The following is a 20,573-nucleotide window of genomic DNA, read 5'->3' as shown; positions in this document are numbered from 1 at the left end:
GCCGCCGTCACAGCAGGAACACCGCGCAGGCTCGGTCCCGCAGCATCGCGCCGAGCCGGGCTGCCTCCGGCACCGCCGGATCGAGGGCGATGAGGATCGCGCCGTCGATCGCCGACGGCAGGGCCAGCCGTGCCGTCTCGTCGCCGAGCATCGCCTCGATGGCTCGCGGCGGCCGCGTCGCGCTGCCGCGCAGCACCAGGAGCGGTGGCGCCTCCTCGTCCGCGGGCAGGATCTCGAGAGTGAAGGGGCCGACCCGGCGCGATGCGACCGCGCCGTCCGAGGCCGCAGCGGCGAGCGGTGCATGGGCGATCGCCTGGCCTGCGAGCATGGTGCGGTACCGCCGGGCGGTCGCCGGATCGGCGCGGATCGCCCGCACCACCGCGAGGTCGACCGGTCCGTCCACCGCACGGGTGGCGTAGGCCCAGAGCGCTGCCGTGCCGAGGCGGCTGTCGGTGCGGCCGGGTTCGCTCGCCCGCATCAGGGTACGGGCGGCGTGGATCTCGGCGAGCAGGCGCGCCTCGTCGCTCACGCGGTCGCCTCCGCGGCGTAGGCCTCGGCGAAGGCGTTGGCGAAGACGTCCCGGTCCGTCGCGAAGGCCGCGTCGAGCGGCCGCTGCCGGGCGAGGCCGGCGACGGCGCGGGCGAGCCGGCCGGCCTCCTCGGCGAGCCGCAGCAGGGCGGCATCCGCGGCGGCGAACCCCGCCGCGAGCCGGTCGGGGTCGTCGAAGCCGGCGCGCCGGACCCGGCGGATGTCGACGAGCGCCGCCGCGAGGGCAGTGCGTGCCTCTGGGGGAAGGCCCTCGGCCTCCGCCGGGACCCGGAGCGCGGCTGCGATCCGCAGCATCCGGTCGAGATGCGCGGTCAGCGCCGCGATCCGCTCGGCCAGCGCCGGGTAGGTCTCGGCCTCGGCGCAGGCCGTACGCTCGGTGATTCCCGCCCCGCCGCCGCCGCGGCGCAGGCGGTTGGCGAGGCCGGACTGAACCCGCCCGAAGCTCGCGGCCCGCAGGGTCGTGAGCGGGCGGGTGCGGTGGAACGGCTCGAGGCGCAGGAACTCGGCGAGGTCGTCGCGCTCCGCCCCCGTCAGGATCTTCGGCCCATCGGGCAGGGCGGCGAGCAGGGCCGCCAGGGTCTCGGCCGGCTCGGCCGCCGCGAGGTCCGCCAGCGAGGCGTCGAGCCGCTCGTCCCAGCCCTCGACCGCGTCGAGCGAGGCGGGCGCGGCGAGTTCCGCGAGGCCGCCGAGCAGGGCGGAAGCCGCCTCGAAGGTCACGAAATGTTCGGCGATCGTGCGGAAGCCCGGCCGCTCGCCCTCACGCATCTGGCCGCGCCAGAACCCGAGGATGTCGTCGTCGGTGAAGGCGCGGCGCCCGTCGAGGAAGCGGAGGATCGCCCGGAAGCGCCGCTCCAGCGGGGCGAGCGGCAGATGCGCGTGGCGATAGGCGGCGAGATGGCGCGCCAGGCGACGGCTCAAGGCGGCGGCGCCCTCGGCATCCGGCGCCGCTGCGAGGTCGTCGAGCCATCCAGTCACGGCAGCGAACTGCGCCAGCTCCTCCGCCGTCAGCACGAACTCGGCCAGCGCCAGGAGCCGCGCGAGGCCGGCCCAGGTCGTGCGCCAGCCCGTCTCCCCGTCCGGCAGGCTCGGCCCGTGGGCATCGACCGCGTCGCCCGTGCCGGCGAACCGGGCCTCGAGCCGGTCGGCCCGGGCGAGCCACGGATCGAGGGCGAGGGTGACGAGGTCGCGCCCGTCCCGGGCGCCGGTGAGCCGCGCCAGGGCGGCGAGGGCGTGGGCGAGGTCCCAGAGCGGCTTGTCGCGGTTCGGCCGCACCGCGCCGGCAACGACCCGGGCGAGCCAGGCCCGGCTCTCGCGGGAGAGGTCGCGGCCCTCGGCCACGGCGGCGAGGTCGGCGGCGCAGCATTCGTCGTATCCGCCGGTCATGCGTCCGCCCTCAGCTCCGCGCCGGTCCGTCGCCCATCGATACCCCCGGCCTGGACGCCCGTCACCCCCGGGACTCCCGTCACCGGCCGACGATGCGTGGGGCGACCTTGCGCGCCAGGATCTCGACTTGGCGCGCCGCCACCTCGCGGCTGCCCGCGAGCGCCCGAATCGTCAGGAGGTCGCTGTCGCGCAGGACGACCGCCGTCGCGCCCGCGCTCGACCCGATGCTGTAGCTGGTGACCCAGCCGACCGCCGGGGCCACCGACAGGGCGGACAGCCGGCAATCCGGGCTGCGCGCCCGGCACAGCGATTCGAGCTGCGCCATCGAGGTCCGGCCGGCGCGCACCCGCTCCTCGGTCCCGTCGGCCTGGCGGCCGAGCAGCAGGTCGACCATCGGCGCGCCGTCGCAGGTCGTACACATCAGGGTGAGCCGCTCCGGGGCGGCCCGCGCCGCGTAGCCCCGGCCGAGGGCCGCCCCGGCCTCGTCGGCCACTGCGGTGAGGTCGCGCAGCGCGAAGCCCCCGGCGCAGGCCGGCGCGGCCGAGAGGCACAGGAGGGCGGCGAGAAGGCTTCGCATCAGGCATTCTCCTTGGAAGTGAGGGCGGTGGTGCCCATCCGGTCCGTCATCGCACCACGATCCTGGCCGTCGCCTCGGTCACGCCCGGCACCGCCCGGATCCGCTCGACGAGATCGAGCACCTCGGGCGGCTGGAGCAGGCGGGCAGCGCCGTCGGTGCCCGGCGCGGCGGCGAGCCAGCGCTCGGCGAGTTCCGGCGGCAGGCCGCCGGCGACGCCGAAGCAGGAAAACAGGTTCTCGAACGGGTCCCCGGCGACGATCTCGTCGAGACCGTAGCCGCGCGGGTAGCGTCGGACGTCGCCGGCGGCGAGAGGGCTCAGCGAGGCGGCGTTGCCCCGCACCGGCAGCGCCACAAAGGCGGTCTCATCCGGCGCCACCACCCAGCAGTACAGGCTCTGGCGCGCCCGCGCGTCGATGCGCAGCTCCAGCCGCTGACCGCGCGCGAACGGGGTGGCGGTGGTGGCGACCGCGAGCCGGCCGCCATCGGTGCGCGCCGTCGCCGCGAGGTGGTCGAGGAAGGGGCGCGGGGTCGGATCGCAGCCCAAACCCTCGACGGCGATGCGCCGCCGCCCGGTCGGCGCCAGCACCGCGCCGTCGCGCTGGAACTCCACCTCCATCCAGGAGCGGCGCTCGCGGTCGGTGAGGAAGCGCCCGCGCGCCGTCACCGGACCGGTGCAGGTGGTGCCGGGCGGGCGGCGGCGCACCTCGAGGCGTGCGCCCTTGAGGAGGCGGTTGGCCGAGCGCGCCTCGGCGTCGAGAGCAATGAGCAGGCGGTCGGTGAGCGCACCGGCGCAGGTCGAGTGGCCGCCCTCGGCCTCGAACGGGCAGACCTCGACCGCGGCGACGTTCGGTGCCGCCTGCCCGAAGGCCTTCACCGCCCGCTCCATCTCGGCATCGACGTCGGCGACGCCGGCGCCCACGCGGATCGGGACCGTCAGGGGCTCGCTCGTCGCCTTGCAGGAGGCGCTCCGTGTGATCGCCTGGAGCCGGAACGCCGCGGTCTCGCCGGCGCGGCGCGGCTCGACCAGGAACACGCTGGCCTCGCCCGCGAAGGCGGCGCGGATCTGCGCCTCGGCCTCCGGGCCGGACAGTCCGGTCGTTCCCTCGCGCAGGGCCTTGACCCGCACCACGTCGGCGGCGGCGGCGAGGCGGACCCGGCCGGTCCCTTGCAGCCGGCTCTCGACTGCGAGACGCACCTCCTCGGCCTGCTCGCGCGACCACGCGGTCTGGCCGGGCTCGGGCCCGATGACGGCGAGCGACAGATCGGACCGCCCGGCGCAGGAAGCGACCGCGTCGAGGAAGGGCGCGAGGGCGTCGGTGCCGGGATCGGCGCGGGTCGGCAGGCCTGCGGCGAGGAACGCGGCGAGCGATGCGGCGAGGAGGCTCCTCATTCCGCCTCGTTCGCCTTGGCGTACTGATCGAGAGCGCGCACGAAGACCGGGTTGAAGCGTCCGTCGAGCGCCCCCGGATAATAGTCGGCCTGCTTGATCGCGCGCTGCACGGTGCGGATCGTCTCGGGCTTCAGCTTCTGCGCCGCGGTGTCGGTGGCCGACACCGACGCGGCGCCGAGCTCGCCTCGCTTGAGCGCCCGCAGCACCATGTCGGCGGCGCTGACGCCCGGGAAGTAGCGGGCAAAGCCGTTGTCGATCAGGGTGGCCATCGTCGCCATCGCCACCGGATCCCCCTTGTCGGCGGCCTTGCGGAACAGGTCGAAGCCCTGGCGCAGATCCCTCGGGAAGCCGTGGGCGCCGGTGGCGTAGTGCGGCACGAGCTTGCTGATCGAGGGCACGTCGCCGCCCTCCGCGGCGCGCTTGTAGAGCGCCACCGCCTCGGCCTCGTTCTTCGGGACGCCGTTGCCGTATTCGAGCATGCGGGCAGCGTTGGCGAGCGCCACCACGTTGCCGGCCTCGCCGGCCTGCCGGTAGAGGCGCAAAGCCTCGCTTTGCGAACGTTTCACGCCCTGGCCGTTCTCGTAGAGCGTGGCGAGGTTGTTCATCGCCGCCGTGCTGCCGGCCTTGGCCGCCCGGTCGTAGGCCGCGAACGCCTCCTTCGAGCGGTCGACCCGGTCGTAGGCGCGGCCGAGCTGATAGGCGAGGCGGCGTAAGGACGGGTAGGCGGCTGACGCCCCGCGGCAGGCCTCGATCGCGGACGCGGCCTCGATCCGCCCATACTTCACGCCGGGGACGGCTTGCGGCCGGTCGGGATCGTCGGTGCCGGCGGCGAGCGCGTCGCAGGTCTTCACCCGCGGGTCGCCGCTCGGGTCGGAGCCGCCGAGATAGCCTTGCGCCAGGCCGCGATAGGCGCAGGTCTCGGTGCAGGAATCGAGGTAGGCCTGGTACTGCCGCGCCGCACCGAACCTCGCCCAGTTCTCTTGATCGATCGCTGCTGCGTCGCGCTGCCGACCGGCGAGCAGCCGGTCCATCGCCTGGGACCGGTAGGCGCAGACCTCGCCGCAGGTGCCGATATAGGCCTCGACAGCCTCGCGCGTGCCGGCGCCTTCCGCCCGTCGCCACGCCGCCTCGTCGCGCACGGCCGCGACGCCTCTCGCCACCGCGTTCACTGGCAGCGAGGCCTGAAGGACGATCGGCGCGTCGTCGACCTCCGGCACCTGCTCGCGGCCGGAGGCGCGCCGCGCCGCCTCCTCGACCTCGCGCTTCAAGTAGCCCTTCAGCTCCGCCCAGGTGATCCGGCCGTCTCCGCCGCCCGGCCAGTCACCCGCATCGGCGAGGCCCGAGACGCCCATCAGGAAACGGCTGGTGAGAAGGCCGAGACGGTTGGCCTCGTCCCAGTTCGCCGGGGTCGCGCCCGAGGTCGCCACCAGCCGCACGATCCCGCTCTCCGCCTTCGGCCGGGCCGGGGCGAAGCCGGGGGCCGAGACGGCGAGCAGGCTCTCCCCCTTCCGTCCAGTCTCGCCGGTGAAGCAAGCATCGACCATCACGACGAGTTGCCGCTCGGACCCGATCTTGCGCTTCACGAGGTCGAGGTTGCGATAGAGCGTCTCGAGGGCGTAGCCGCTCTCGCCCTGGTTCGGGTTGCCGTCCTCCGGCAGGAGAAAGGGCTGGCGGCTCGCGAGGTCGGGCACGCCGTGGCCCGAATAGTAGACGAAGACGTTCGAGCGTCCCTCGCGTACGCTGCGCCACAGCCGGCCGGATTGCGGATTGCGCTCGGTGCCGAACACCTGGTTGAACTCGTTGAGCGTCGCGTCCTTGAGAACGAAGACGTTGGCGTCGCGGTAGCCGAGGCGCTGGACGAGGTAGGCGCGCATCGCCTCGGCGTCGTTATGTGCGTAGTCGACCGGCACCGTCTGCTTGTAGCTTCGATTGCCGATCACGACAGCGACCGAGTCCCCGTTATCGGTAAAGGCCGAGGTTTCGGGAGCGCGCGCGTCGGGGGCGGCCCGGGCCGCGACCGGGGCAAGGATCGCCGCCGCCTGCACCACGATGACGAGAGCGGCGTGGACGAGGCGCCGCCACGACACCGGAACCTTCGTCATGCGCGTTCTCCTTTCCCGAGGGCGGTGGGCTTCCGGCCGTCGATCCCCGACGAACGGCCTTCCGGCCGGGAGGGCGGAACGGTGGAAACGAAAGCCGGCCGTTGCATGGCGTCGCGATGGTCTAACCTGCGGCGAGGGCGAGACTGAGAAGGGCGAGGTGGAGTGGCGAGAGGGTCTTCAGCATCGCGGGACCTCCTCAGCGCAGGTAGAGGCCGCGCCCGCACCGGCGCACCCGCCGCGGCTCGATGTATCCAGTAGCCCGGTTGAACACCTCGACCGTGCGATAGAGGCAGTAACGCCCAGAATCACGGCCGTTGTAGTAGACCCCGCCGTTGTCGAGATCGATACCGATGAATTCTTTGTTGCCGCGGCTCCCGTGAGACTCGCCATCCTGGGCGATTCCCGAGACCGTGCAGCAGAGCAGGACTGCGGCGGCGAGGATCGTGGTCTTCGTCATGGCGCATCTCCGTTCGGGCGCTGTCCGCCCTCATCGAGGCCATGGGCCGACCAGATCGGTTTTCGTGGGCGGTGAGCCGGCACGGGCAGAAAAATTCTCGTCGAGCGCGCGGCGGCGGGACGCGTGCTCATCGGCTCGGCCCCCGCAGGTAGGCCCGGATCTGCCGGGCATAGTCGCGGGCGCCCCGCGCCTCCGGCCCGGGCCCGCGAGCGATCCGGTCGAGGGCCGCGAGCGCCGCCCGGCCGTGGCGCCGGCTGGCGAAGAGGGCGAGCCCCTGCTCGGCGACGTAGACGTCGAACCCGGTGAGGCCGGCCACGCAGGCGAGATAGGCGGCGGCGTTCTCGACCTGCCCCGGATCGAGGGCGAGCCGCTCGACCGAGGCCTCGCCGACGAGAGCCGGCGGATAGCGCTTCTCGAACGATGCGACGAGCGCGGCGTCGAACAGGGCGGCGGCGCGCACTTCGGCGCAGCCCGGCAGCGGAAGGCCGGCGACCGGTGCGGGCGCAGCCCGGGCGGGGCCGGACAGGAGGGCGAGCGCGAGGAGGGCGGCGGCGCGCATCAGCGTGCGTAGCCCGTCACCCGCAGGCCCCGCTCGGACCGCTCCACGGGAAAACGGCCCAGCGCCGCGGGGCATGCCTCCACGGTGTCGAGATCCTGCACGGTCTCCCGGTCGGAACGGCCGCTCCCGCCCGGACAATGCACCACAGCCGGGACATCCAGCCACTCGATCGCCCGCAACTCCACCGGCCCGAGCACGGCAGTGTCGATCCAAGGACGGGGCGGATGCAGCCAGACGGTCCACGGCGTCCCGAAATCCCTCGGCTCGGCGACGTTCAGGAACTTCACGCGCATCCGGATCCCGGGGACCGCCTCGCGCAGGGCGCCGAACAGCTTGCGCCACTTGGTGTCCGCCATGCGCGCGACGGAGAAGTCCCGCCGCGCCCGAGCAGCGAGCCGGCGCAGGTCCGCATTCTTATGGATGCTCATCGTCGTCGCTCCCGTCACGGCGTACGCCAGTAGACGCAGCGCACCGTGACGTTCATGCCGCCGCAGGCGAGGTTGTCGTCGACGAGCAGCCAGGGGCCGAGCCGTCGCAGCCAGACCTTGCAATCGGAGTCGCCGCCCTTCTGCACCGGCAGCGTGCCGTTCTCGCCCATGGCGAAGCTGACGGCGTCGCCGACGGGCACGACCGTGCCGGATATCTCGCCGATATGGATCCCGCCGCGGCGAACCCGGTCGGGGTCGCTCGCGCCCCAGGTCGCGTAGCCGGCAACAGCGAGCGCGTCGGCCTTGTCCCCGCGTGTCACCCGGATCTGCGCCTCCGCCTGCTTCCAGGTGCCGAGCCATCCCTCGATGGCGACCGGAGCCGCGGGCTCGACCGCCACCGCCTCGGCCGGGATCCAGCCGGTCCGGCCGACATCGTCGTCCTTCGCGCTCCGGTAGGTCGCGCACAGGGAGGCGCCGCGGCGCTCGCCGAGGATCACGGCATCGCGGGTCACCAGATAGGCCCGCTCGCGGCAGGCCGTGCCCGAATCGGGGCAGCCCGCGCGGGCAAGGCCGTCCTTGACGAAGGCGGTGCGGCCCGGGGCGGAGACCCGCTCCAGGGCGAGGACCGGGCCGGCCGAGAGGACGGGAGCGCACTGGCACTCGTTCTCCTCCGCACGCCCGCCCGAGACGCCCGCTGCGGAGGCCAGGACCGCGAGCACGACGGCGCGGCGTGACCGGCGGGCGGTCCTGAGCGTCGGATGGACGGGTCTCATGGCAGGATATCCGCATGCGGGCGTCGGGCTGGCGATGATCGCGGCGGGCGCGGTCGCGATCCTTTTCGCGATGGCGGGCCGGCGGCTTCGCGAGCTCGTCGCCCAGAATGCCTGCCACCATGCGGGCCGGGCGTGGCGGGCAGGGAGTGGCGGGCAGGGAGTGGCGGGAGGGTCGAGCACCGCGGCGGCCTCCGCCGCGGCAAGGCATTCGTGGGGGGCGCAGCACGCGCCGGACGGGCTCGTGCGAAGCGGGGGGTCGGTTGAGGGCTCACCGGCCCTCAGTCCTGCACGGTCACGATGCGCTGGAGCGTGTATTCGCGCTGCCGCCAGACCCGGTAGACGCCGCGCGCGAGAGCGATCGTGCCGTGCTCGTCATGAACGACCCGCGCCTGATCTCCGCCCACGCCGAGGTAGAAGCAGCCGTCTCCGACGAACAGGGAGGCGGGGTCGGCAACCCGGTGGCTGTAACCGGTATGCTCGCCGTGGGCGAGCGCAGTGTGCGGCAGGGGCCGCTCGGCGGCCTCCCGCAGTAGGGCTCGGATCGCCTGGATGAAGATATCGCCCCGTCGCCACTTGGCAGACTCCGCTGGTGCTCGAGATCAGCGGTCGGCTCCACGCCGAGCGCTGCTCCTTATCCGGCTGATGATCGCAGTGTGTGGTCAGTGGCGGCCAAGCCTCGATAAGCGAGGCCATCAGGATTCTCTTTCATTCGTCACGCTAACCCGAGGATCGACTAGGGGTCAACCACGGTTGTGCAACCGCTGCGATCGAGAGGTCACACGCCCGACCAGGCCCGAGAACGGGACCGCAACGCCTGCGTCCCAACGCTCGACGACGGGTCGTGGGTTGCCTCTTCGACTGCCGCCGGAAACATTCGGTTGACCTGCACGCTCATCCCGGTAGAAATCCTGCTACCAGCCGAGACCTCGGACGTGCTGCTCCCGATCTCCCGGCGCTTTTCCGGCACTTCGACCGGCGCACCCTCGACGGCGCCGCCCAATCGTCTTGCGATCATCTGGCGCGCCCGATGCGGCCATAGCATCTGAAGTCCCGCACCGAGGAGGCGGCCATTCCCGAGGCAACGATATCGCACGTGCCCTTGCGGCCGCGCGCTCTCGTCGGTCTGATCGCCGGACCTCGTCACCACCGATCTCGGCCTCGACAGGCTGTGGAACCGGACGATCACCCTTATGTTGGGCATGGTTGCGATCGCGGCCTGCGTCATCGGGGCCCTGCTCTCGCTCATTCGCAATCGACGCACGGCATGATCCCAGCACTGGCGGCTCGCGATAGCGAAAATGGGTCTGCACGGCGCACGCCCTGTTGAGCGCTGAAAGATGCGGCCGCTCGGCTCTCAACGGACGCGTCCAATGAGAAGTTCATCATGAGGAGTTCGAACACATGATCATCTGGTCAGGCTGGGGCATGCTCTCGGCACTCATCGCGGCCGCGGGCCTTGTCGGCAGCGTGCTCCTCGATCCGGCGCTCGCGCGCATCGGCATCCCGACGCCGACCGGGGTCGTCCTCGTCTGGGTCGTCGCCGCAGCCTTCAACTGGTGGCTCGGCGCCCGGCTCAACAATCGCCCAGGTCGCGAACTCGTCGATCCGCGCACGGGACAGATCGTGATCCTGCGCGGGCGCCACACCCTGTTCTGGATCCCGATGCAGTACTACTCCGTGCTTATGGTGCTGCTCGGCGCCCTTTCGGTGCTCGGCGCCATGCATGGCGGCTCTCCCGGGCGCAAAGCCGGCCAAGCCGCACGAGCCCATACCCCCGCTGCTGGCGTTCCGCTCCGCGTCGCTTCGACGGACACGACGCCCCCCAAATGGCCTCACGGGCGCCGTGAGGTCGCATGGACTTTCACGAGCGGCAGAGGCTGAACGGCGTGCGATCCGCATCTCGCCTCCCCGAATGCTGGTTCAACCTCGTTCTCTGGCTCGTCGCCCTCGCGTTCGCGGTCTTCCTGATCGGCCTGGGCTCGCTCGTGGTCGGCGACCGGCGCAGTCGAGCAGCGCTGCACCCTGGAACAGTTCCTCGACCGTGATCCGGCTGCTGCATCGGCCGAGACTCTGAAGCAGCTTCAGCGCGAGCTGGAGGACGTCGGACGCCGGGTCGAGCAAGCCCGCCTCGCCCTTGAGGCGGCGCAGTCAACCTCCCGCGCCGCCCGCGAAAACTTCGGCAATCGGGCGCACCAGGGCCGTGAAACGGCAGGCCAGACCCATGACGGCCCGCGCGGTACCGTCCTGCTCGACGCGGCTCACCACAGCCGCGTCGGCCTCATCCAAGACCGAACTCGGCTGCACGAGCAGCCACGCCAGCTGCCGTGCGGGCGGCAGCGGGGCTTCCGATCCAGGCGGCTCCGAAGCCGAAGCCTTGGCACAGCGGGGCTTGCGGCCTGATCGGACCGGCCTCGTCCGGCGCTCGGCGACGAAGCGATGAACTTGCCGGCTCGTCCCCGGATAGCCCTGCTCCAGGATCTCGCGCCACAGGGCCATCGCGTTCTCGCAGCCCTCGTCGATCCGCCCCGCCAAGTATGCGACGTGCGGATCAAGGAGGCTCGGCCCAGCACCGTGAGGCAGCCGCGCCGGGACCGTCTCGGCGCTCGCATACTTGCGCACCGTTGCACGACCCAGAACCGCCGCACCTGGACGCGTAGCACCGTCCGTGAGGCCGACAGCGGCAGGTCGGCAGGATGGCGGTGACAGCGGCGATGGACGGACCGGCTCGCCTGCCCGCACTCGGGGCAGCGGCCGCTGGCTGCGTCCAGTCGCACCGGGACGACGAGGTAATCCTCGTGTCGTTCGACGAAACGCGCGGCGCGACAGTTGGGAATGGCGAGGGGGATGTTCATGCCACCCACGAGGGGGGAGGGGGGGCCTACCCATCAGCGGCCCGAGTCGATCAACCGCTATCCACGCAAAGAGAGCAAGAACGGTTCATGCTCGTTTTGCGTGGATCGGGCGGCAAGAACCATACGGCGCTTCAGGAGTTCGAGGCCTGCCCGTCCATAACACTGGCGCTTGATAAGCTTGAGCCGGTTGACCTGGCCTTCGGCCTGGCCGCTACTCCAGGGCTCCGTGAGGGCATCCCAGACGGCAGCGATGACCGCGTCCACTCCCGAGGCGAACGTCGCGATGGCAGGAGCGTCGCAGGTCCGTGCCTGCGTGATCCAGGCGGCGATGTCCGCTGCGGGGTCCGCATTCTGATCATCGGCGGCGGTCTTGCCCTTCCCTGCGGCGAGCACCAGTGCCGTGAAGCGGCGAGCCAGATCCATGACCGTCCATGCGGTGTCATCCTGCTCGACGTGGCTCACCACAGCCGCTTCGCCCTCATCCAAGACCGAGGTCGGCTGCACGAGCAGCCACGCAAGCTGCCGTGCGGGCGGCAAAGGAGCTTCCGATACACGCGGCTTCGAGGCGGAGTCCTTGGCGTAGCGGGGCTTGCAGCCTGATCGGACCGGCCTCGTCCGACGCTCGGCGACGAAGCGGTGCACCTGCCGGCTCGTCCCGGGATAGCCCCGTTCCCGGATCTCGCGCCACAAAGCCATTGCATTCTCGCGGCCTTCATCGATCCGTCCCGCCAGGTACACGACGTGCGGATCAAGGAGGCTGGGTCCGGCGCCGTGGGGCAGCCGCGCTGGGAAGGTCTCGGCGGTCGCGTATTTGCGCACCGTGGCACGCGCCAGCCCCATGGCATGGGCGATCCCGAGCAGCGGCTCCCCGCTGGCATGACGGTGCCGCACCTCGTCATAAATGGCCTGCCATCGCATCCGGCTCTGTGTGCCTGCCTCCAATTCCGGCGTAGAGCGGGCAAAAGCGCGGTCGCGCCGGGCGGTACGAGCGGCCGGCCCAGGAAGAGGCGGCAGGCTCCGCAGTCGAGCATGAGCACCATGGAGCCAGCGTTCGACGGCCTGCCGCATGTTGGTGAGCAGGTGCCATCGATCGGCGACCTGCTGCGCCTGAGGCGCGCCGAGGCTCGCGCCGCGCGCGTACTCGGTCGAGCGATCCCGGGTGATGAGGCGCACGTCAGAGTGCCGTTCGAGCCAACCGGACAGCGTAAGCGCTGTACGATCCGGGAGGAGGTCGATCACGCGGTGGCGGTCGAGATCCACGACGATCGTGCCGTAGCGGCTGCCCTTGCGGATCGCTCAATCATCGATGCCGACGTGAATAGGAGCAGGTGCGTCGAGCATCGGCATGCGTGTGACGAGCCGCAGCACGGTCGCGCGGCTCGCCGGCATGTGGAGGTGCGTGAGGAAACGGGCACCGCCGCAAGCGACGCCGACCCTGGCCTGTGCCTCGCCAAGACGCCGCGTGCGCCGGGCGCGCGGCGCGAGGAGGGTCAGGGGCGTCTCCGCGAAGGTCCGGCGTCGGCAGGCCGGATTGAGGCAGTAGAACCGCCTCACCTCGATGCGCAGCGTGGTCCGCGATGCCGACAGCGGCAGGTCGGCGGGATGACGCTGGTAGCGGCTGTGGACCGACCGGCTCGCCTGCCCGTACTCGGGGCAGCAGCCTGTGGCTGCGTCCAGTCGCACCGGAATGACGAGGTGATCGTCGTGTCGTTCGACGCGATGCGCGACGCGGCACTCGGGGATGGCGAAGGGAATGTTCATGCCACCCACGATGGGGAGGGCGGATCAGACCATCCTCGGCCCGAGTCAATCCACCGCCATCCACGCAACGTGAGCAAGAACCGGATCGGTGGACACCGAGAGCGATTTCGCGTGAGGTGTGTTTGCCATGCTGAGAACCCGTCCCCCGTCCCCGGCGGAGTTCCGCCGCCAGATGGTCGAGCTGGTCCGCGACGGGCGGCCCGGTGGATAACACGATCGAGTTCGACGTGCTCTTCCACGGCTGCTGTCGTCAAGACTCCCGCCGAGGATGCAAGAGTCCCTTGCCCTAGCGGCCAGTCACTCTCGGTGGTGTCGTCTGTTTCCCTCCCCATGCTGCCACCGCATTTCACCCGTCGATCCGCGCTTGCTGTGCTTGCCACCAGCAGAGGTCTATCCCCTATGTCGATGATCACCCCTCCGGGGGCGAGCGCCGCCTCCGCGCAGACGCCTGTCCTGACGGTCGCGGCGCAGTCCCGCTGGCCGTGCAACGGCGTCGCAGTCGCACCGGACGGCACCATGTTCCTCGGCTTGCCGCGTTTCCCCGGCCACACAGAGACTCCCTCGCTCGTCAGGGTCGAGCAGGACGGGGCGCTGTCGCCGTTCCCCGGCGGGGCGTGGAACGCCTGGAGGCAGGGCGGCGACGGGCGCGAGGCGTTCGTGATGGTGAACGCCGTCCACGTCTTCAACGACGGGACGCTGTGGGTCGTCGATCAGGGTGCCGTGGGAGAGAGCGCCGTGCCGGGCGGGCACAAGATCGTCCGCCTCGATCCCCGCACCGGAGCCGTGCTCGCTGTGATCCGCTTCGGCGACGACATCCTCCCGGACGGGGCGACGATGAACGACCTGCGGTTGCACGATCACATGCTCTACGTCACCGATTCCGGGCTCGGCGGCCTCATCGTCCACGATCTGGGGGCTAACCGGACCCTGCGCCGTCTCTCCGGCCACCCGCTGCTGCGCAGGCCCGCCGACGCGGCGCAGAAGGGGCATGGCGCTCGTCTCCTGGCTGATGCTGCCGGCCGCCGCCCGGCGGTTGCCAGCGACATGATCGAGCTCGATGCCGACGGGGCCTGGCTCTACTGGGCGACGCCGACGGGACCGCTCCGCCGGATCGCGACGACTCTGCTCACAGACGAGAGCCTGACGGATGCCGAGCTCGCGGCGGCGATCCAGACCATCGCCGAGATCCCGACCATCGGCGGCACCGCAATGGATACGCTGGGCAACCTCTACCTCTCCGACGCTGAGACCCGCCGGATCGCCGTGCTGACGCCGCAGGGACGGATGCTGACGCTCGTGCAGGACGACCGGCTGGCCTCCCCCGACGCGATCTGCATCGACGGGCAGCGGCGCCTCTGCGTTCCTGCCTCCCAACTCGAGAACCTTGCCTCCAACAACGGGGGAGACGACCGGATGCGGGCGCCCTGGCAGGTTCTCTGCCTGCCGCTGCCGGGGGAACTGGCCGGCGTCCGGCTCGGCGATGCGGTGACTGGCCGCTCGCCGCCGCGCGGTCTGTCCGACATCCACGGCATCGAGCACGTCGCCATGACGGTGCCGGACATGGAGGCGGCGATCCGCTTCCTGCAGGACGCCTTCGGCGCGACGCTGCTCTACCGCCACCTCAAGCTGACGGATGAGCCGCTCACCGCGGCCGATGTCGGCCGGATCAACGGCCTGCCGAAAACCGCGACCATGCGCGGCGCGTGCCTGATGCGCCTCGGCAACGGGGCGAATATCGAGCTGTTCCAGCTCACGGGGGTCGACCGCACCCAGGCGGCGGGAATCAACGACGTCGGCCTCAACCATGTCAGCATGGTGGTGGATGACATCACTCTTGCGACGGAGCGGTTCGCAGCCGCGGGCGGGACGCTGCTGGAAGGTCCCCACGACCTCGGTCTCAACGAGACCGGGGCGGGCAACCAGCTATGGTTCGGCCGGATGCCGTGGGGTACCTGGGTCGAGTTCATGACACTCCGCTCGCCATTCCGCTACGACGCCGGCGCGACGCAGGAGCGCCGGCTTCCGGCCCGTGGCTGATCCGGATGTCAGGTGTCGGCCACCGCCGGCACCGACTGCGCGAGATCGCGCCGCAGGATGCGATCAGGTCACGTGACCTCCCAGTCTTCCGGAAATCCGGCGCTGGCCGAGGTGAACCGGCTGCGCGTCGCGTATCGTCGAGGATCTCCAGGATCAGCGGTCATGCTCAACCGCGATCCGTGCCTTCGTGGTGGACGAGGTTGACCCTCACGAGTCCGGCCGGACCGGGATGGCTCAAGGCCGTCGCGACCCGCTGGCCCCACCGGCATCCACGCCGGCGCAGACGTCGTCGTGCCGACGAAGCAGCGGGGATCGTGATCGCATGGATCTCGTTAGGCCTCGTTCGCGTCATGTCTTGGGCGAGGCCAAGCTCAGGGCGTGCTCGTTATCGTGCTTTGAGCCCCCCCGCTCTTCGTCGAACGGGAGCTGATTCTGATCAGCGCCGCGCCGCACCGGCCCGGCGATCCAGCAGGTACGACACGGCCCAGATCGCAAAGCCCGAGAGGGCCAGGCCCATGCCGACCACACCCGTCGACGGCAGGCCGGACCCGGCCGCCAGGGCGAGACCCGCCAGCCACGGCCCGAGGGCGTTGGCGGTGTTGAAGGCCGAGTGGTTCAGGGCCGCTGCCAACGTCTGCGCATCCTCGGCCACGTCCATCAGCCGAGCTTGCAGCAGGCTCGACAGTCCGCCGCCGGAGCCGATCAGAAATACCACCGCCACCATGGTCCAGACGCTCCCGACCGCAAGGGGATAGAAGGCGAGCGCACCAGCGCTCCATAGCAGGGTGAGGCCGATGGCCGGCATCAGAGCCCGATCGCCGGCCCAGGCGCAGACGACGGTCCCGGCTGTCAGGCCGAGGCCGAATACCGCGAGAACGCCGGGGATCGTAGCGGGAGAGGTGTGCGTCACCTCGATCAGGGTCGAGGCGAGATAGGTGTAGACCGAGAATAGGCCGCCGAAACCGATGGCGCCGGTCATCAGGGTGAGCCAAACCTGCCCCCGCTTCAGGGCGCCGAGCTCCCGTCGGGCGCCGCCACCCTGGACGGGCCGGCCGAGGGGCGCGAAGAGCTGCACTAGGACCGCCGTGAGGGTGGCGAGCGCCGCCACGAGGGCGAAGCTCCAGCGCCAGCCGACGACCTGCCCGACTCCGTTGGCGAGCGGCACGCCGACGATGGTGGCCACGGAGAGCCCGAGGATCACCCGCGAGACCGCCTGCGTCCGGCGCTCCCGTGGCACGAGGGCGGCGGCGACCAGGGAGGCCACACCGAAATAGGCGCCGTGCGGCAGACCGGCGATGAAGCGGAAGACCAGCATCCAGCCGTAATCCTGCGCGAGCGCAGAGAGGGCATTGCCAGCAGCAAAGAGCAGCATGAGGCCGACGAGCAAGGTGCGGCGGGCGAAGCGTGCGGCCAGGACGGCGATCAGTGGCGCGCCGACCACCACGCCCAGCGCGTAGGCGCTGATGACATGTCCGGCTGTCGGCGCATCGATGCCGAGCTCGGGGGCGAAGGCCGGCAACAAGCTCATCGCGGCGAATTCCGTCGTGCCGATGGCGAAGCCCCCGACCGCGAGCGCAAGCAGAACGAGAGTCGGGTGGCGCCCCGGCGTGGCGCGCGCCGGAAGCGACGCTTCGGCGGCCTCGGTATTGGCGGGGCGGTTCCCGGTGAATTCAATCAGGGTCATCTTGGATCGCTTGCAAGCACCGGGGCCCGTCGCGACCGGCGGTGCCGGTCCGGGCCAAGTGGGGACGACGACATGAGGGAGGGCTGGAGGGACCGGCGCCGGTCACCCCCGATCCCGTCCGGCCTCGGTTCTGTCGCTGCGGTTGCGGCCAGCCGCGCCGTCAGTTCAGCGGGGACTTGTCCTTGCCCCGGCCGGGGTTGGACACACCGACGAGATCGGGCGGAGCCTGCGCCGGCAGGTGCTGGAGCTGTCCCGAGACGTCGATGCGCTTGGAGCGCGTGAACGGCTCGAGCGGCGCCGAGCCGCCGATCTCTAGCGCCTTCAGGATGCCCTCGATCACGCGCAGGTCGGCGTAGCCCTCCTCAGCGTCAGGCTCGGGGGCGGTGTCGTTCAGGATGCAGTCCGAGAAGTATTTCAGCTCGCCGCCGAAATGGTCGGTATTCCTTAAGCTGTCGCGGAACTTCTCGTCGCCGATGGTCACCGTGCGCGCCAGAGGCTTGCCGTACATGTAGGCCGGGTTGACCTCGACGCTGCCCTTGGTGCCGACGACCGCGTAGGTGTCGAGCACGTTTCCGTAATAGGACAGCACGAACTGCGCGAGGCGGTTACCGGGGAAGCGCAGCGTCACCGCAACGGTGTCGTCGAAGTCGCCGAAACCGGCCTCCGGATGGCGGACACCGACGGCAGAGACCACCTCGGTCGGCTCGTCGCCGAACACGGAGCGGGCGGCGTTGATCGTGTAGGGCCCCATGTCGAAGATCGGGCCGGCCTCGACGCCGCTCTTTGCCCGGTGATTCGCAGGCGAGACCATCTGCGTGAAGGACGACGTGAAAGTGAAGAGGTCGCCGAGCGCACCGGAGCGGATCAAATCGATGGTTGCGAGCGTCGCCGGCTCGAAATGCAGCCGGTAGGCGACCATCAGCTTGGCCGAGGAGCCAGACTGCACCGCCAGGATCTCCCGGCATTTTTCCGCCGAGATCTCGAGCGGCTTCTCCACCAGCACATGAATGCCGGCCTTGAGCGCCGGAATTATGAATTCGGCGTGGCGCCAGTTCGGGGTAGCGAGGTAGATCGCGTCGATCGTGCCCGACGCCAGCAGCTCGCCGAACTGCTCGTAGCCGTAGATGTCGGCGACGCCGTATAGCTCGCCGACCCGACGCGCCTTTTCGGGATTGCCGCTGACGAGGGCGGCGATCTGCGAATTGCCGGTGTGGCGGACCCCGGGCAGCATCGCCTCCTGGGTGATGTCGCCCAGGCCGACGAAGGCGTAGCGGACAGTCTCGGCTTGGCCGAGGCGGGGGAAGGTCGTGCCGGTCATGAAAGTCGTCACCTGCGGGCTGGGCGTGCCGACGGCAGGCCGGCATGAGCCGGGCGGCCGCGATGCAGTCGCGTCATTCGGGACGGGACGGCTTTGGTCAGCGCATGAAGCGACAACGAAACGGGTGGCGGTCCGCTCCTCCCCGATTCGGCAAGGCTGCCTCCGACCGCAGGCAAGAATGGCGGGCGGCGACCGGATTCGTCCATCGCCGGCCGCGGCAGGGCGATGTGGTGGACGATTCAACTGTGGATCTTAGATCTAACTACCTCGGCGATCACTTGATGCCGAGAGAACCGGCGCTCAGATGGGCCGGATGGGGCGGCTCGACAGCATCGACGATCTTCGCGTCTTCGACGCCATCGTGCGCGCGGGTAGCCTGTCCAGGGCCGCGCAGGAACTCGACGTCTCGCTCACCCTGGTGTCCAAGCGGCTCAAGCGCCTGGAGGCGCAGCTCGGCGTCCGCCTGCTCCAGCGAACCACGCGCCAGCTCGGCCTGACCGAGGAGGGACAGGAATTCCTCCTGCGCTGCCGGACGGCCCTGGAGGCCATCCAGGCGGCGGAGGAGGCCTGCGGCGACGGCACCAGCGGCGTCGTCCGCGTGACGGCGACGGCGGCCTTCGCGCAGCGGCAGATCGCGCCACGCCTGCATCGCTTCCTCACCCGTTACCCCGGCATCTCGGTCCAGATCCTGACCAGCGACGACGTTCTCGATCTCGTGGAGCGCCGCGTCGACGTGGCCATGAGGCAGGCGCCCCTGGCCGACAGTCGCCTGATCGCCCGGCCGCTCGTGCCCGACGCACGCGTTCTGTGCGCCTCTCCGGCCTATCTCGCACAGGCCGGCACACCGCGAGATCCCTTCGATCTTGCCAGGCATGCCTGTCTGACGGTGGGCGATCCGCCGCCGACCCAGTGGCAGCTTTGGCGCGGCGAGGAGTCGGTCGAGGTCGCGATACGCTCCGTGGCCGGCGGTAACGATGGCGAGATCTGCCACATCGGCGCGTTGGCCGATCTCGGCATCGCGATGAAGGCCGCCTGGGACGTGGTCGACGACGTGCGCGCAGGACGCCTCGTGCGCATCCTACCGGAATGGTGGGGCGGGACGGACCGATGGGTCCGCCTCGTCTACCCGGCGCGCCTGCATCAGCCCCGCCGCGTCCGTGCCTTCATCGCCTTCATGGAGGACGAGATGACGACAGCGCTGGCCGCGAGCGCGGACCTCGGCTTGTTCGAGGCTGCGGCGCTGGCAGGGCTGCAGCCGCGCCTCGGGGCTGCCCGGCGCCGTCCCGGGACGGGCCTCGCCGAGGCGGAGCCGGGCTGACCTCGGCGCCGTCGGACGAACCCGTCAGAGCGCGGTGATCAGCGCGAGCGTACCAAGGACGATCCCCGGAGCATTGGCGAAGGAGACCGGCCAATCGCGGCGCAACGCGCCGTAGGTCGTCCACAGCGCGCAATTCACCACCGTGGCGAGCGGCTGGATGATTGAGCCCTTCTGTCCGGACAGGTTGAGCTGGATCTGGTCGATGTACGAGATGAACATCAGAACGCCGGTTGCAGTGGCGATCCAGCCGCGCCAGCGCACGACGCTGTCGCTCGTGGCAGGACGGTGGCTCCCGGTGACGATACGGACGTTCGTGCTCACAAGAACCTCCTCATCGACGCGGCGTTACCGGCACCGCCGGCGTTGGTCGCCGTCCTGCGTCGTCGCGCATCAACGTGCGGCACGGACTACCCGACCTGTCCGGAACGGAATGGCACCGTGTCGGGTCCGGCCATGATGATCTGGCGGTCGATGCCCCATCTTGGGCTTGACAGCAGTCTGGCAGGAGGTTCGACGGGACGATGGCGATGAGTCGGCGAGACCTGGGCAAAGCGATGTACGGCGCCGTGCTGGGGAGCGCCTCGGCCGATGCGCCGCCCGGCGACGTGACCCTGATCCGCGGCGGCTACGTCATGACCATGGATGCCGCGCGGGGCGATCTGCCCGAGGCCGACATCCTCGTGCGCGACGGGTGCATCGCTGAGATCGGACGCAGCCTGACCGCGCCGGCCGGAGCCGACATCGTCGAGGCGGTGGGTGCGGTGGTCCTACCAGGCTTCATCGATGCTCACACCCACGGTTCGATCAGCCAGATGCGAGGCCTGTACCGCAACACGCCCGAGACTGCGTTCTTCCCCATCACCAACCGGCTGTCGGCGCATTACACACTAGAGGACACCTATCTCGGCATGTTGCTGAGCGCCATCGAGAGCGCGGCCTCCGGCATCACCACCACAGCGGACTTCTTCGACAACGTCCGCGACCGCGAGCATGCCGAGGCCGGCTTCATGGCGCTGCGAAGATGCGCCGATCCGGGCGAGACTGCTCTACGGGATGAAGAGCAAGATTACCACGGACCCGATCGATCTCGCCCAGGTAGGGGAATGGCAGCGGGGCTGGGCGGAGCGCTTGGTCGGCGGGCGCCTCTCTCTCGGCCTCGCCTGGCGCCTGCCGCAGGCCCTCGACGACGCGCAGGCCTGCATAGCCGCCGTCAATATCGTGTCGCTGGCAGACAATTGGTCCCGTGCCCCGAACGACAGGTCCGAAGTCAGGATCATCACACCCCGTTCATGGTCCTGCCCCGGTTTGTGGTCCGTGGCCTATGCAAGTACTCGGGCTGTGACAGCTTGGTTGGCGAAGGCTCGAGGCGTCAAGCCGCCCAGGGC

19 protein-coding genes and 2 pseudogenes are annotated in these 20,573 nt (G+C 70.7%); 4 read left to right on the top strand and 17 right to left on the bottom strand.

The window, feature by feature from the left end:
- Positions 1 to 7: 7 nt before the first annotated feature.
- The 11 genes from MFF64_RS20915 to MFF64_RS20870 form a co-directional block, all read right to left on the bottom strand.
- Entirely contained in the window at positions 8 to 529 is a 522-nt protein-coding gene (locus tag MFF64_RS20915; RefSeq protein ID WP_099901042.1) for a hypothetical protein, read from the bottom strand.
- The gene (locus tag MFF64_RS20910) at positions 526 to 1,932 is read right to left on the bottom strand and encodes a hypothetical protein (RefSeq protein ID WP_238192312.1); all 1,407 of its coding nucleotides are present in this window, start codon (positions 1,930 to 1,932) and stop codon (positions 526 to 528) included. Before MFF64_RS20910 ends, MFF64_RS20915 begins: the two co-directional genes overlap by 4 nt.
- 79 nt (positions 1,933 to 2,011) lie before the next feature.
- A complete protein-coding gene (locus MFF64_RS20905) occupies positions 2,012 to 2,509 on the bottom strand; it encodes a hypothetical protein (protein WP_238192311.1) in 498 nt (165 codons plus the stop codon).
- Between the two features lie 46 nt (positions 2,510 to 2,555).
- Positions 2,556 to 3,899 carry a hypothetical protein gene (locus MFF64_RS20900; RefSeq protein ID WP_099901677.1) on the bottom strand — a complete coding sequence of 448 codons (1,344 nt, stop codon included), beginning with the start codon at positions 3,897 to 3,899 and terminating at the stop codon, positions 2,556 to 2,558.
- The gene (locus tag MFF64_RS20895; RefSeq protein WP_238192310.1) at positions 3,896 to 6,001 is read right to left on the bottom strand and encodes a caspase family protein; all 2,106 of its coding nucleotides are present in this window, start codon (positions 5,999 to 6,001) and stop codon (positions 3,896 to 3,898) included. Before MFF64_RS20895 ends, MFF64_RS20900 begins: the two co-directional genes overlap by 4 nt.
- A gap of 196 nt (positions 6,002 to 6,197) precedes the next feature.
- On the bottom strand, positions 6,198 to 6,458 hold the full coding sequence (locus MFF64_RS20890) for a hypothetical protein (RefSeq protein WP_238192309.1): 261 nt from the start codon (positions 6,456 to 6,458) through the stop codon (positions 6,198 to 6,200).
- Positions 6,459 to 6,585: 127 nt separating this feature from the next.
- A complete protein-coding gene (locus MFF64_RS20885) occupies positions 6,586 to 7,017 on the bottom strand; it encodes a hypothetical protein (protein WP_099901498.1) in 432 nt (143 codons plus the stop codon).
- Positions 7,017 to 7,445, bottom strand: a complete 429-nt coding sequence (locus MFF64_RS20880) for a DUF6678 family protein (RefSeq protein ID WP_099901496.1) — start codon at positions 7,443 to 7,445, stop codon at positions 7,017 to 7,019. Before MFF64_RS20880 ends, MFF64_RS20885 begins: the two co-directional genes overlap by 1 nt.
- A 14-nt stretch (positions 7,446 to 7,459) precedes the next feature.
- Positions 7,460 to 8,218, bottom strand: a complete 759-nt coding sequence (locus MFF64_RS20875; protein WP_099901494.1) for a hypothetical protein — start codon at positions 8,216 to 8,218, stop codon at positions 7,460 to 7,462.
- 278 nt (positions 8,219 to 8,496) lie between these two features.
- Positions 8,497 to 8,775 (bottom strand): DUF8820 family protein, encoded by a 279-nt coding sequence (locus MFF64_RS39020; RefSeq protein WP_498071625.1) that lies wholly within the window; start codon positions 8,773 to 8,775, stop codon positions 8,497 to 8,499.
- Positions 8,776 to 8,993: 218 nt separating this feature from the next.
- Entirely contained in the window at positions 8,994 to 9,443 is a 450-nt protein-coding gene (locus tag MFF64_RS20870) for a hypothetical protein (protein ID WP_238192308.1), read from the bottom strand.
- A 176-nt stretch (positions 9,444 to 9,619) separates the two neighbouring features.
- On the opposite strand from MFF64_RS20870, the gene MFF64_RS20865 reads away from it, so the two are divergent.
- Positions 9,620 to 10,099, top strand: coding sequence for a hypothetical protein (locus MFF64_RS20865; RefSeq protein WP_238192307.1), 480 nt, complete (start codon positions 9,620 to 9,622; stop codon positions 10,097 to 10,099).
- A gap of 267 nt (positions 10,100 to 10,366) precedes the next feature.
- Here the strand turns inward: MFF64_RS20865 and MFF64_RS20860 are convergent, their stop codons facing one another.
- The 3 genes and pseudogenes from MFF64_RS20860 to MFF64_RS20855 form a co-directional block, all read right to left on the bottom strand.
- Positions 10,367 to 10,714, bottom strand: a complete 348-nt coding sequence (locus MFF64_RS20860) for a hypothetical protein (RefSeq protein ID WP_238192306.1) — start codon at positions 10,712 to 10,714, stop codon at positions 10,367 to 10,369.
- 149 nt (positions 10,715 to 10,863) lie between these two features.
- Positions 10,864 to 11,070, bottom strand: a pseudogene (locus MFF64_RS38175) (transposase family protein); the annotation flags it as partial.
- 57 nt (positions 11,071 to 11,127) lie between these two features.
- Positions 11,128 to 12,831, bottom strand: a pseudogene (locus MFF64_RS20855) (ISL3 family transposase).
- A gap of 399 nt (positions 12,832 to 13,230) precedes the next feature.
- Here MFF64_RS20855 and MFF64_RS20850 point away from each other — a divergent pair.
- The gene (locus MFF64_RS20850) at positions 13,231 to 14,868 is read left to right on the top strand and encodes an L-dopachrome tautomerase-related protein (RefSeq protein WP_238192305.1); all 1,638 of its coding nucleotides are present in this window, start codon (positions 13,231 to 13,233) and stop codon (positions 14,866 to 14,868) included.
- 436 nt (positions 14,869 to 15,304) lie between these two features.
- Here MFF64_RS20850 and MFF64_RS20845 read toward each other — a convergent pair whose 3' ends face one another.
- Together MFF64_RS20845 and MFF64_RS20840 are read right to left on the bottom strand one after the other, a co-directional pair.
- Positions 15,305 to 16,552: an MFS transporter gene (locus MFF64_RS20845; RefSeq protein WP_238192304.1), complete on the bottom strand. Its 1,248-nt coding sequence runs from the start codon at positions 16,550 to 16,552 to the stop codon at positions 15,305 to 15,307.
- Between the two features lie 160 nt (positions 16,553 to 16,712).
- On the bottom strand, positions 16,713 to 17,870 hold the full coding sequence (locus MFF64_RS20840) for a Gfo/Idh/MocA family protein (protein WP_238192302.1): 1,158 nt from the start codon (positions 17,868 to 17,870) through the stop codon (positions 16,713 to 16,715).
- 313 nt (positions 17,871 to 18,183) lie between these two features.
- Here MFF64_RS20840 and MFF64_RS20835 point away from each other — a divergent pair, with 313 nt between their 5' ends.
- Positions 18,184 to 19,188 carry a LysR family transcriptional regulator gene (locus MFF64_RS20835; RefSeq protein WP_238192300.1) on the top strand — a complete coding sequence of 335 codons (1,005 nt, stop codon included), beginning with the start codon at positions 18,184 to 18,186 and terminating at the stop codon, positions 19,186 to 19,188.
- A gap of 24 nt (positions 19,189 to 19,212) precedes the next feature.
- On the opposite strand, the gene MFF64_RS20830 is transcribed toward MFF64_RS20835, so the two are convergent.
- Positions 19,213 to 19,509: a SemiSWEET family transporter gene (locus tag MFF64_RS20830; protein WP_238192298.1), complete on the bottom strand. Its 297-nt coding sequence runs from the start codon at positions 19,507 to 19,509 to the stop codon at positions 19,213 to 19,215.
- Positions 19,510 to 19,709: 200 nt separating this feature from the next.
- Between MFF64_RS20830 and MFF64_RS20825 the strand changes: the two genes are divergently transcribed.
- Positions 19,710 to 20,573: amidohydrolase family protein (locus tag MFF64_RS20825; protein ID WP_238192296.1), on the top strand; the 864-nt coding region annotated here is incomplete at its 3' end.

Origin of the sequence: Methylobacterium frigidaeris (assembly GCF_022179185.1) — a bacterium.
Lineage (GTDB): Bacteria > Pseudomonadota > Alphaproteobacteria > Rhizobiales > Beijerinckiaceae > Methylobacterium > Methylobacterium frigidaeris.
The sequence above is the reverse complement of the archived record's forward strand: the minus strand, read 5'-3'. Positions and strand labels throughout refer to the sequence as shown.